Annotated in this window: 11 protein-coding genes; 6 read left to right on the top strand and 5 right to left on the bottom strand. The window is 44.8% G+C overall.

Annotated elements, in window-relative coordinates:
• Positions 1 to 10: 10 nt before the first annotated feature.
• The gene (locus FNE76_RS05765) at positions 11 to 733 is read left to right on the top strand and encodes an EI24 domain-containing protein (protein WP_120948533.1); all 723 of its coding nucleotides are present in this window, start codon (positions 11 to 13) and stop codon (positions 731 to 733) included.
• Here the strand turns inward: FNE76_RS05765 and crcB are convergent.
• Genes crcB through FNE76_RS05780 form a run of 3 tightly spaced genes read right to left on the bottom strand, consistent with a single transcriptional unit; the run spans position 717 to position 2,134 of the window.
• Entirely contained in the window at positions 717 to 1,100 is a 384-nt protein-coding gene (crcB, locus tag FNE76_RS05770; RefSeq protein ID WP_143928418.1) for a fluoride efflux transporter CrcB, read from the bottom strand. The genes FNE76_RS05765 and crcB overlap by 17 nt on opposite strands.
• A gap of 43 nt (positions 1,101 to 1,143) precedes the next feature.
• A complete protein-coding gene (locus FNE76_RS05775; protein WP_120948535.1) occupies positions 1,144 to 1,821 on the bottom strand; it encodes a uroporphyrinogen-III synthase in 678 nt (225 codons plus the stop codon).
• The gene (locus FNE76_RS05780) at positions 1,814 to 2,134 is read right to left on the bottom strand and encodes a rhodanese-like domain-containing protein (protein WP_120948536.1); all 321 of its coding nucleotides are present in this window, start codon (positions 2,132 to 2,134) and stop codon (positions 1,814 to 1,816) included. The genes FNE76_RS05775 and FNE76_RS05780 overlap by 8 nt, the downstream gene beginning before the upstream one ends.
• 64 nt (positions 2,135 to 2,198) lie before the next feature.
• On the opposite strand from FNE76_RS05780, the gene FNE76_RS05785 reads away from it, so the two are divergent.
• Genes FNE76_RS05785 through FNE76_RS05795 form a run of 3 tightly spaced genes read left to right on the top strand, consistent with a single transcriptional unit; the run spans position 2,199 to position 6,400 of the window.
• Positions 2,199 to 5,045, top strand: a complete 2,847-nt coding sequence (locus tag FNE76_RS05785; protein WP_162983094.1) for an FAD-binding and (Fe-S)-binding domain-containing protein — start codon at positions 2,199 to 2,201, stop codon at positions 5,043 to 5,045.
• The gene (locus FNE76_RS05790) at positions 5,042 to 5,722 is read left to right on the top strand and encodes a di-trans,poly-cis-decaprenylcistransferase (RefSeq protein WP_120948537.1); all 681 of its coding nucleotides are present in this window, start codon (positions 5,042 to 5,044) and stop codon (positions 5,720 to 5,722) included. The genes FNE76_RS05785 and FNE76_RS05790 overlap by 4 nt, the downstream gene beginning before the upstream one ends.
• A 9-nt stretch (positions 5,723 to 5,731) precedes the next feature.
• Positions 5,732 to 6,400, top strand: a complete 669-nt coding sequence (locus FNE76_RS05795) for an HAD family hydrolase (protein WP_120948538.1) — start codon at positions 5,732 to 5,734, stop codon at positions 6,398 to 6,400.
• Here the strand turns inward: FNE76_RS05795 and FNE76_RS05800 are convergent.
• A complete protein-coding gene (locus tag FNE76_RS05800; RefSeq protein ID WP_120948539.1) occupies positions 6,369 to 8,099 on the bottom strand; it encodes an ABC transporter ATP-binding protein/permease in 1,731 nt (576 codons plus the stop codon). The genes FNE76_RS05795 and FNE76_RS05800 overlap by 32 nt on opposite strands.
• Positions 8,100 to 8,229: 130 nt before the next feature.
• On the opposite strand from FNE76_RS05800, the gene FNE76_RS05805 reads away from it, so the two are divergent.
• The gene (locus FNE76_RS05805; protein WP_120948540.1) at positions 8,230 to 8,826 is read left to right on the top strand and encodes a peroxiredoxin; all 597 of its coding nucleotides are present in this window, start codon (positions 8,230 to 8,232) and stop codon (positions 8,824 to 8,826) included.
• 141 nt (positions 8,827 to 8,967) lie between these two features.
• Here the strand turns inward: FNE76_RS05805 and FNE76_RS05810 are convergent, their stop codons facing one another.
• Complete coding sequence (locus FNE76_RS05810; protein ID WP_185963009.1) at positions 8,968 to 9,591, bottom strand: class II aldolase and adducin N-terminal domain-containing protein; 624 nt, start codon at positions 9,589 to 9,591, stop codon at positions 8,968 to 8,970.
• A gap of 169 nt (positions 9,592 to 9,760) precedes the next feature.
• On the opposite strand from FNE76_RS05810, the gene FNE76_RS05815 reads away from it, so the two are divergent.
• Positions 9,761 to 10,822, top strand: a complete 1,062-nt coding sequence (locus FNE76_RS05815) for an NAD(P)-dependent alcohol dehydrogenase (protein WP_120948541.1) — start codon at positions 9,761 to 9,763, stop codon at positions 10,820 to 10,822.
• Positions 10,823 to 11,565 lie beyond the last annotated feature (743 nt).

Here is an 11,565-nt window from a genome sequence, read left to right on the forward strand (position 1 = left end):
AAGAGAGAAGATGAAAGGTCCATTACAGACAATTCGCGAGAGCTGGAGAGATTTTTTTAATTGGAAAATGGTGCTTTTAAACATTGCGCCCGTGTTGATCGGCTTGCTCTTTTGGGGGGGCTTGTTGTTTTACTTTGGGGGGAATATCGTGCGGATTTTAGAGGGTTTCTTACCCACTAGCTGGTATCACTATGTCCACAGCGGGGGATTTTTGCCGGCGATGTCCTTGTTGGTGTTCAAGGCTTTTGTCTATGTGTTGGTGGTGTTGGTGGTGTTGGTTTTAAGTCTGGTTGGTAATGTACTTTTCTCGCTCTTTTATACGCCTATCGTGTTGCGTTTCCTGCAACAAAAATACTACCCGCAAGTCTCTTTGGAGAGTTTTGGCAATCTAAACCTTTGTTTGCAACACTTCCTCAAACAACTTGTCTTTTTAGGGCTTTTCTTGTTGGTGTGCATCCCCCTCTATTTTATCCCTTTTATTGGAATCTTTTTTTCGCTCATCCCCCATTACTTCTTTTTCAAAAATACCATGTCTTTTGATATCGCTAGCTCTCTATTTAGCCAGCAAGATTATCAGCGTGTCCAAAAAGACTACAGGATCGCTAACCACAAGATCGCCATTTTGAGTTACTTTTTTTCGCTCATCCCCATCTTTAATTTCTTTGCCACCCTGCTCCAAACCATTATCTTCAGCCACCACTTCCTAGAGATCAAGTCTAAGCAAAAATCTTAGCTAGCCACCAGCCAAAAGCCACGCAAACAAAGCCTAAAATATTCGTCCCAAAGACATAAAACAAGGCTTCGACCACTGCTTGGCTTTGGAGCAACTTGATGGTATCTAGCCCAAAAGAAGAAAAGGTAGTGAAGCCCCCTAATACCCCTGTGATGAAAAAGACGCTCATTTTGTCCCCCAAGATCGATTTGACAGCCAAATGTCCGGCAAAACCAATAACAAAGCACCCAATTAAATTCACGCTAAAAGTGCCTAGTGGGAAATAATTCCACATCAAAAACTTAGAGGGTGTGATTTTACCCACAAGGTAACGCAAACTACTTCCAACCGCTCCGCCCAAGGCTGCCCAAAGAAACACTAAGCTCATATTAACCTTTCATTTTCCTAAAGACCTACATTCTAGCATAAGCTCAGAGTGTTTTAGCTAAGGCGATGCTGGATTCTAAAGTGGGTTTTGGGCTTTTAAATGCACTCATTTGGGGATCAAAGCTTTTTAAGGTGCTCTCTCCTAGTGCGATGGCTGTATAACTCCTATCCCAGTCAAAATTAGCCCTAAAAGCCTTGTAGGCACTGGGTGCGCCAAAGATCAAAATGGAGTGGGGCTTGGGTTTGCGCTCTGGGGGCAGTTTGAGTGGCTTTGTTTGGTAGGCGATGCATTGTTTGAGTGGGATTTGCTCTTGGATGAGGGCTTGATCTAAACCAGAAACAATGGTTTGTGCGCGCACATAGAGAGCATAAGAATCGGGAGGCAAAGCAGAGCGCAAAAGGGGACTCATCTCAGCACAAAAGCCTAAACCTTCCCCCTTTTGCCCGACAAAATACACATCAAAACCCAAATCGCGCGCCACTTGTGCGCTTTTAGAGGCTAGGGCAAAGACGGGGAGAGCCTTTAAAATGGACTCTGTGGGGGTGTTTTTAAACTGGTTTTCTAGGGCTAGAGGGGCATGCTTGGAGGTGAAAATTAAGGCTTTGATGGGAGCTAGATCAAGTTTTAGGGGCAGATACTCTATGGCACTCACGACAAGTTGTTCAAACCCCAAGCTAGCATGGAGTCTAGAGCCCACCAGCACAATGGGGCGATCACCCACCCAGCATCTCTAGTCCGTGGGCTTTAAAATCCTCGATATTTGCCTTAAGAAAATAAATATTTCCTAGCCCCATTCCATGCAAGAGGCTAGCATAGCGTCCAGCGGTATTCCCATGCCAGCACTGCAACAAAACCTTTTGATCGGGGCGTTGCAAGGCAAAGTCTTTAATGGCTTGCAGATCATCTAAGTGAATCGCACCCTTTAAATGACCCTTTTGATAAGAACTATGATCGCGAATGTCAATGACACAATAATCACTGGGGTTAAAGGAGTTCAGAGTAACGGCACGGCTAGGAGAATGATCGGGTGTCATGAAAAATCCTCAATTTCTGTGGATTTTAGCTAAACTTCTTTAAATAAGGGCAAAAAAGACTATAATGGGCAACAAGGAGGCCAAATTGACACTCTCTAGTTCTTATGAGGCATTTTACAGCGATGCACAGGTATTTTTGAAAGATCGCATTTATGCAGATTATTTACGCCGCTTGGTCTATGGCACAGATGCCTCGTGTTACCGCTACATCCCCCGATTAGTGATCAAGGCCCTAGATGAGATAGAGATCATCCGTATTCTAGGTTTGGCTAGACATTACCAAATCCCTTTAACCTTTAGGGCAGCTGGGAGCTCTCTATCTGGGCAGGCGTGCTCTGATGGGGTGTTGGTGATGATCCATCTGGGTTGGCAGGATATACAGATTGCACCTGATAGCTCTAGTATCCGCCTTTCTTGCGGGGTGATTGGGGGTTATGCCAATGAAGCCTTAAAGGGCTTGCATAAAAAGATCGGACCCGATCCAGCCAGCATTAATGTTGCCATGTTAGGGGGGATTTTGGCTAATAATTCTAGTGGCATGTGCTGTGGGGTGAAAAATAATAGCTACAACACCCTCAAGTCCCTACGCTTGATCCTAGCTGATGGCACACTTTTAGACACCTCCAGCCCCTCAAGCGTGCAGGCATTCAGACAAAGCCATGCTAATTTATTGCAAAGTTTGCTCAATCTGCGTGCCCAAGTGCTAGAAGACTCTGAGTTGCACACACTCATCAGCAAAAAATACCAGATTAAGAACACTACAGGTTATAGCCTAAATGCCCTCATCGATTTTGAAGACCCTATCGAGATTTTAAGCCATCTTTTCATTGGCTCAGAGGGGACGCTAGGCTTTATCTCCTCTTGTGAATTAGAATGCGTGGAAGATGCGCCCTTTAAAGAGTGCTTGCTCCTTTTTTATGAAAATTTGCAAAGAGCCATTGAGACCATCCGCATTCTAGCCCAAAATGACGACAAGATCAGTGCGGCTGAGGTGATGGATCATGCGTGCTTGGTGAGCGTACAGGGCTTAGAGGGCATGCCCGCAATTTTGGAGCAAGTCCAAAAAAACACCGCTTGTATTTTGGTGCAGCTTGAGCATGAAGATGCGGGTATTTTAAGGGAGAACACCGCCTTTGTGTTGGATGCCATCGCACACATCCCCACCATTCTACCCACCCAGCAAAGCAACCAACCCAGCGTTTATAATAGCTGGTGGAATATCCGCAAGGGCATTTTCCCCATCATCACCAAAAAGAGGCGCGCGGGGGCAAGCGTGATCACGGAGGATTTATGCTTTGATATGGATCATATCCAAGAGGGCATGGCACAAATTGAAGCCCTCTTAGAAAAACATGGTTTTAAAGAACACGGCGTGATTTTTGGGCATGCGCTCAGTGGGAATCTGCATTTTTTAATTACACCTCTATTAGAAAACCCCACAGAACGCTCACAATTTAGCGCGTTGATGGAGGATTTAGCCGGTATGGTGGTGTCTTTGCAAGGCTCGATCAAAGCCGAACATGGCACAGGGCGCATGGTCGCCCCCTTTGTGAAATTAGAATGGGGGGATAAAGCTTATGGCTTGTGTGAGCAAATCAAGACTCTTTTTGATCCCCTAGGGATTTTAAACCCCGATGTGATCTTATCCAAAGACCCCCATATCCACACCAAGAATCTAAAAAGCAACACGCCCATAGAGCCTGAGCTCGAATCGTGTATCGAATGTGGAATCTGTGAGCGCATTTGTCCTAGCCGTTATCTTTCTTTGACCCCCCGCCAACGCATCGTGCTGCACCGCGAGATCACGCGTTTAGAACGGCGCGTCAAACAAGGGCACACAAAGGATCAAGCCCTCTTAGAGGAGCTTTTAGTAGGGTATGCCTATTTGAGCGATGAAACTTGTGCGGCATGCCATATGTGTGCGGCTTTGTGCCCCGTGCAAATTGATAGTGCCACCATCGCCCTTAAGAGTCGCCAAAAACACGCTAAGGGCAAGGGTCTAGCCAAGCAGATTTTAGCCCACATGGATAAGAGCATCGGCATGGTGAAATGGGGTCTAGGTCTAGCCCACAATGCACAGGTGATCTTGGGGGCTAAAAAGGCGCGTGATTGGAGCTTAAAAATGCATGCTAAATGTGGCACCCCCCTTGTGCCCACCCATTTACCGATCAAAAATCGTTACAAACTCCAAAATAGAGAAAATGGGGAAAAAAGCGTCATTTATTTTTCGACCTGCATGAACCGTGCCTTTGCGCCCTCTAAGATGATGACCGATCGGCGTTCGATCCAAGAGGTCTTTGAATCTCTATGTGCTAAGGCGCAATTTAGCGTGATCTACCCCAAGAATCTAGCCAAGTTGTGTTGTGGCAAGGCGTTTATCAATTATACGGACTTGAGCGCGCAAAATAGCAACACAAATGCCCAACTATTAAAAGAGCTTTCACAAAATGGCAAGATTCCCATTGTCTTAGATCATAGCGCGTGTAGCACGCATTTAATGGAGGCATTGGGCGATCAGGGTTTAAAAATCTACGATCTGGCGATTTTTATTGCCCAAGAAATCCTGCCCCACTTGCACTTAGTGCCCACACAAGAGAGTGTGGGGCTTTATACCATGTGTGCGGCTAAGAGGGCGGGCTATGAGCAAGAGATGTTAGATTTGGCGCACGCTTGTGTGGGTGGGGAGGTGGTGGTGCATGCCCAAACCGGTTGTTGTGGCTTTGCGGGAGATAAGGGGTTTATTAGCCCCGAGCTCAACCAGCATGCCTTGATCGATTTTGTGGCATTTTATGCCCAAAAGGGCTTAAAAAAGGGATTTTGTAGCTCCAGCACTTGTGAAATCGGTTTGAGCGAATCGACTGCTATGAGTTGGCAACACATAGCTTATTTGGTGGATGCTTGTTCTAAATGAATGCGCTCAGACATCTAGCAATTATTATGGATGGCAATGGTCGGTGGGCCAAACAACAGGGCAAGGCACGCACGCAAGGGCATAGGCAGGGCATTACAGCCTTGCGTCAGATCACGACTTGGTGTGCCAAAAACAACATTGCCTATTTGAGTTTGTATGCCTTTTCGACCGAAAATTGGAGTCGCCCCAAAAGCGAGGTGAGTTTTTTAATGCAGATGTTGCAAGAATATTTGGACAAGGAGAGGCCTACCTACTTGGATCACAATATCCGCTTCAAAGCCATTGGGGATTTGCAAAAATTCACACCAACTTTACGCCAAACCATTTTAGCCCTTGAGCAAGACACCGCCACGAATAACGCGCTCACCCAAGTTTTAGCCCTCAATTATGGGGCTAGAGATGAGATCGCTAGAGCCTGTTCTAAGATTATGTGCCAAAGATTGGAGGGGAGCATGCAAGAGCTCATTAACGCACATTTGGACACAGCGGGCATGCCCGATGTGGATTTGTTAGTGCGCACGGGGGGGGAGATGCGCCTTTCTAACTTCTTGCTTTGGCAGTGTTCCTATGCAGAGCTGTTTTTTAGCCCCGTGCTGTGGCCAGATTTTACACCTGCACATCTGCAAGAGATCATTAAGATTTTTAAGCAAAGACAACGCAAATTTGGGAAAATTTAAGGAGAGTGCATGTTAAAAGTCGTTGTGTGGGATTTTGATGGGGTGATCTTTGATAGCATGCATTTAAAATATGAGGGGTTTAAAACATTGTTTAAACGCCACACCAAGGCAGACATAGACGCATTAAAAACCTTTGAGGATTACCATTATGCCAATGGCGGGGTGAGTCGTTTTGATAAAATCGCCCATTTTTATCAGCAGATTTTAAAGCAAGACACCAAACCCGAACAGATCAACGCTTTGGTGGAGGAATTTGGGCAGATCATCGCCAAAGACCTATTTTCTAGGGAGCATTTAAACTTGGAAGTCTTGGACTTCATCAAAATCAACGATCAAAAATACACTTTTCACATTGCCTCAGCGGCCTTGCATAGTGAGTTGCAGATTTTATGCGAATTTTTGGGTTTAAAACCCTATTTTAAGAGCATTGAGGGGAGTCCACCTCAAAAGGCAAAAGTCTTGGCTAATTTAGTGGCGACCTACCATTATAAACCCTATGAAATGCTCTTGATTGGGGATAGCCGTAGTGATTATGAGAGCGCACAGGCTAATCAAATCCCCTTTTTGGGCTACAATAACCCCACTTTGCAAGCTTTATTGCCCAAGGCTTACATCAGCCATTTTGCTAATTTGGATTTGAACACACTCACCCAGCAGGCTTACTTAGATCAATTTTAAGCTCGCATCTCTCAATGGTGCTGAGACGGTGGGCGATCACCAAGAGGGTTTTGCCATGGGCGATGTTGTAAATCTCGTCCATGATTTTGGTCTCTGTAGAGGTGTCTAGGGCAGAGGTTGCCTCATCAAGCACCAAAATTTGCGGGTCATCATAGAGCGCACGCGCAATGCCGATGCGTTGTTTTTGCCCCCCGCTTAAATTAATCCCCCCCTCGCCCACTGGGGTGTCAATACCTTGGTGCTGGCATAAAAAATCATAGATATGCGCCATTTTGCAGACATCCACCACGCGTTTTTCATCTAAGGGCGAACCAAAGGCGATATTATCAGCAATGCTCCCATCAAACAAATAAATAGTTTGGGGGATGTAGCCGATTTTTTGCCGCCAAGAACGGATATTCTCAGAGTTTAAGCGTTCTTGATCGATAAAAATCCCCCCTTGATTGGGGTAGATGATGCCCATGATAATGTCTATGAGGGTGGATTTGCCACAGCCACTAGGGCCAATAAAAGCTACCTTTTGCCCTTTGTAGATGGTGAGATTGACATTCTGTAAAATGGGGTGGCTGGCCTTGTAGGCGAAGCTGATATTTTGGAGCGTGATGGCATGGTTAAATTCTAAGTGCAGGTTGCCCTCCTCTAAAATGGGCTTGTGGAGGTCTTTATACACGCTGTTAATGGCATGCTGGTTGTAAAAAATCGTGTGGTATTGGTTGAGGAGTTTATTAATGGAAGGCAACATGCGATACAGAGCCAGCGCATACATCGAAATAATGGGCAAGACCATTTGGGCTTCGCCATATTTATACAAGACATACGCCACAGCCAAGATGAGCAAACTAAACCCAATGGTTTCCAAGAGCCGATTGGGCACGATTTGCAAGGTTTGGTAGGTGATATTGGCGCGCGCAGTTTTGAGACTATTTTCGGTAAAAAGGCTATATGCCTCGTTGTAATTGTCCTTGAGTTTAGTGATTTTAAAATTGCCAAAAAATTTAGTGAGCACTTTATTGGATTGTACCGTTGAGGTCATGGAGACTCGCCCCTTTTTTTGGATAAAAACAGACATATAACGGGTGATCAAAAATACCTGCAACGCCAAAATAAAGCTTAATACTAAAGTCATCTTCCAGTTGGTGATGAGCAGGAGCGTGTATAAAAAGAGCATGATGCTAAGTTCTGCTAAAATCCCCAACAACGCATTAAAACTCCCCATCACACGCGAACTTTTGTTCCCGATCGTGTCTTTGATATGATCGAGATGGACATGTGTGTGTTCCAAATAAGAGAGTTTCAAGTGGCGCATGAAAAGCCGTTGGGCTAAAATATGGGCTTTCTTGCAGGAAAAACGACTAATCATATAGGTGAAAAACACGCTATAGACCAGTCTAAAGAGATAAAGCCCCACTAGGGCAAAACTAAAGAAAAAGGCAAAGTGCAAGGGGCTAGAAAAGTGCAGAGCCTCATAGATTTGGTGGGCTATGGGGTGGGAGAGCACCACATTGGGTGAGCTGGCTAGAGTGATAAAGGGCATGATGAGACTGATAGAAAAAACCTCAATCACAGACATCAAAATGGACATCAAGGTTAGCCACACCAAAATTTTTTTATCTCGCCTATTGATGAGGGCAAATAGTTGCCCCAAAGAGCGTAAAAAAATCTTGAGTGGGGTGGGGTGTTTCTTTTTAGAGGCGCGCAAAATTCAACCTTTAGAGCGTGGATTGTGCCATATTATACACCAAATGCCCCATGCTCAAGTACTTGATGGTTATTTAAGCCCAGTTAGACTATAATGCCCATCCACAAAAAATATACACAAAGGAGTTTTTATGTTAGTTACGAAGTTAGCCCCTGATTTTAAGGCGACTGCGATTTTGCCCAACAACCAAGTAGATGAGCACTTTGAGTTGTCTAAAAACTTGGGGCGCAATGGTGCGGTGCTGTTTTTTTGGCCCAAAGATTTTACTTTTGTGTGCCCCTCTGAGATCATCGCCTTTGATCACCGCGTGAAAAAGTTCAACGAAAAGGGTTTCAATGTCATTGGTGTTTCCACCGATACAGAGGTGGTGCATTTTGCTTGGAAGAACACCCCTGTAGAAAAAGGTGGAATTGGTCAAGTTAGCTTCCCTATGGTGGCTGATGTTACAAAAGATATTTCTAGGAGCTATGATGTTCTATTTGACAACGCCGTAGCTCTTAGAGGTTCTTTTTTGATTGACAAACACCAAAAAGTGCGCCATGCTGTGATCAACGACTTCCCCCTAGGGCGTAATGTAGATGAAATGTTGCGCATGGTTGATGCCCTGATCTTCTTTGAAGAACATGGCGAAGTCTGCCCTGCAGGTTGGCAAAAAGGCGATAAAGGCATGAAGGCTAATCACGAAGGTGTGGCTGAATACCTCAAAGAACACGCTACGAAACTCTAAGCTAAAAGTGCCCCAGCCAAGTGCCGGGGTGTCCTCTAGTCTGTGCTTTTATATTTTTGAGGCTTGTGCCCTTTCTGGGGCTTCACCCTCCATCAAGCTACGCTTTTTGGGTGGGCTTTGCCCCCCTTATCAATCTGTGCTTTAGACATTAAACCTCTCATCGGTTTCATAATCTGTCATGTTGGCGAGTTGCAAGACTTGGCAACTCCCTTCGATGAGATCAAGGACTTTGAGCAAACTTTGTAATTCGCGGTGATAAACCACAATCCCGCAACCCTTAATGAAGATAAAACGCCGTTTGCTCTCTTGCAAGTAGTGCAAAATATCCACCGGTGCCCGATCCTGCCAGTCCTTGTAATTTTTAGGATCGTAAATCTCAATTTTACTCCCCAGCATGGAATAGCCTAAATAATCTTTAGGTTTTAGGTCTTCGTGGTTGAGCGAATAGGCAATGGCATGGAGCGGGCGGGCATAAGCAATAAAGCGCGCCTCTGTAAAATATTTGTAAAGATTGGCGTGTATAGGGGTATCCATGCTGGATTCTTGCCAGCGGTAATCAAGTTTATCTTGTAAAACGATGAATGAACCTTCGTCTAAACTATCAAAGACGGCATTTTGTTTGTTGATGATAAAACGCGTAGGACTCAGACGGGCTGAAATAGAGCCCCTGAAAATGCTAAAAAAGCCCTTGCGGAACATCGAGAGCGAAACCCTCTGCAAGTGTTCGAGTAATTTTTGATCCACTTCACGTACATAGACATTCATGGGGATATTTTAACATGTCTTTTGTAAAACACCCACCAAGCCCAACTTATCCAACCAAAATATTTTAAATCCATCACTTTTGCAAAATCGTATAAAAGTGGGAATAGAATACCAAAACTTAATCTTTTGGTGCTAGAATGGTGCCTTCATTTGATCATAAGGAGTAGCGATGAAACGCATTGAAGCAAAGGGTTTTGCGATTTTTGCTAAAGATGGAAAATTTCAAGAACATGTTTTTACACGCCATGCTTTGGGTGAAAAAGATGTCTTGATCGACATCCATTATTGCGGAATTTGTCATAGCGATATACATGCAGCTTATAGCGAATGGGGGGAATCCATTTACCCGATGATCCCCGGGCATGAAATTGCTGGTGTGGTTAAGGAAGTGGGTTCTCAGGTCCATAAGTTTAAAGTCGGGGATAAAGTGGGTGTGGGTTGTTTTGTCAATTCTTGTAGGGAATGCACTGCATGCATTGCGCACCAAGAACAAGTTTGTGAGAATGGCAAAGCGGTTTTTACCTATAATTGTTTGGACTACTTCCACAATAATGAACCCCACATGGGCGGGTATTCTAATTGCATCGTAGTGGATGAAGACTATGTCATTAAAGTCTCTAGCGATGCACCCTTAGAAAAGGTCGCTCCCTTGCTTTGTGCGGGCATCACGACTTATTCGCCCTTGAAGTTTTCTAAGGTTACAGAGGGTTCTAAGGTGGGCGTGGCTGGCTTTGGGGGGCTAGGGCACATGGCACTTAAATATGCGCTGGCTATGGGAGCAGAAGTGAGCGTTTTTGCGCGCAATGAGAGCAAAAAAGAGCAGGCCTTGAGCTTGGGAGCCAAACATTACTATAGTTCGGTTAAAGACGCCAAGGGTGCTAATTTGGATCTCATCATCTCCACCATCCCCACCCCCTATAATCTCGTGGATTATGTGCGTTGCTTGGCTTACAATGGGGAGTTAGCCATTGTGGGCTTGCCTCCCCATGACCAAATACCCAGTATCAACGCCAGCGATTTAGTCGTCAAACAGCCCAATAAAAAAGTCTATGGCTCTTTGATTGGTGGAATCAAAGAAACTCAAGAGATGATGGATTTTTCCATTCTGCATGGTATTTATCCGGAGATTGAATTAGTCGAGGGCAAGGACATCGATCAAGTCTATTACAACCTCACGCATTCCCACGCGCGCTTTAGATATGTCATTGACATGAAAAAGTCTTTGGGTTAGAAAGCCTAACTAGCGATTAACCAATTGTAGGTATGAGGGGGGTTTCTGCTACTTTTAAGGGCTTGGCGCATTGTGTCTTTGCGAGCGAGATCAATCCATATGTCCAGAATTTATTCAGTCTAATACGTGTGCGTACAAACCACTCTAAAGTGTTTTTCTTAGAGGGGTTAAGAACTAGCAAAGGTGTCCATATGTGCGATTTGTAATGGTAAAATACACCTATCATAGAGGGTTCAAAAGCCCACAAGCTTAAAGCTAAGCGGAGGGTTGCCGCACACTCTTAAATATCACTGGGGTTGTGTGTAATAGACTTTGGATTAAAAACTTTTCTCACCTGCTCTAATGGCACACAAATCCCATCGCCTTTATTTTCTCTAAATATTTGCCAATAATGCGTACTTGCTCTAAATCTCTTCCTAAAAAGAAAAGGGGCACACGCCGTGAAGTGGTGTGCTCGAATAACCGCATTGCATAGAAAAATTAAAAATCTCAGAACAGACTTTTTCTACAAGCTAGCCAATAATACTAGCCAAACAATACTACTATCTTCATTGAGGATTTGAACCTAAAGGGATGGTTAAACTTTGGGGGCGCAAGATTAACGATTTGGCTTTGGTGAGTTTGTGGCTATCTTGGAGAGAAAAACCCAAGCGTCTTTTGGTAGTCTTGGGCTTGCTTTTGCGCCTCTAGCCTTTGGGCTTGTGCCTTAGCCTCTTCTCTAGCTTGGCGGGCTTGCACTGCCT

This window comes from Helicobacter mehlei (assembly GCF_007280785.1).
GTDB classification, from domain to species: Bacteria; Campylobacterota; Campylobacteria; order Campylobacterales; family Helicobacteraceae; genus Helicobacter; species Helicobacter mehlei.

What these genes read in the sequence shown, in the direction of transcription:
- FNE76_RS05765 (WP_120948533.1), top strand. Translation starts at nt 11, where the DNA reads ATGAAAGGTCCATTACAGACAATTCGCGAGAGCTGGAGAGATTTTTTT.
- crcB (WP_143928418.1), bottom strand. Translation starts at nt 1,100, where the DNA reads ATGAGCTTAGTGTTTCTTTGGGCAGCCTTGGGCGGAGCGGTTGGAAGT.
- FNE76_RS05780 (WP_120948536.1), bottom strand. Translation starts at nt 2,134, where the DNA reads ATGACACCCGATCATTCTCCTAGCCGTGCCGTTACTCTGAACTCCTTT.
- FNE76_RS05785 (WP_162983094.1), top strand. Translation starts at nt 2,199, where the DNA reads ATGGGCAACAAGGAGGCCAAATTGACACTCTCTAGTTCTTATGAGGCA.
- FNE76_RS05790 (WP_120948537.1), top strand. Translation starts at nt 5,042, where the DNA reads ATGAATGCGCTCAGACATCTAGCAATTATTATGGATGGCAATGGTCGG.
- FNE76_RS05795 (WP_120948538.1), top strand. Translation starts at nt 5,732, where the DNA reads ATGTTAAAAGTCGTTGTGTGGGATTTTGATGGGGTGATCTTTGATAGC.
- FNE76_RS05805 (WP_120948540.1), top strand. Translation starts at nt 8,230, where the DNA reads ATGTTAGTTACGAAGTTAGCCCCTGATTTTAAGGCGACTGCGATTTTG.
- FNE76_RS05810 (WP_185963009.1), bottom strand. Translation starts at nt 9,591, where the DNA reads ATGAATGTCTATGTACGTGAAGTGGATCAAAAATTACTCGAACACTTG.
- FNE76_RS05815 (WP_120948541.1), top strand. Translation starts at nt 9,761, where the DNA reads ATGAAACGCATTGAAGCAAAGGGTTTTGCGATTTTTGCTAAAGATGGA.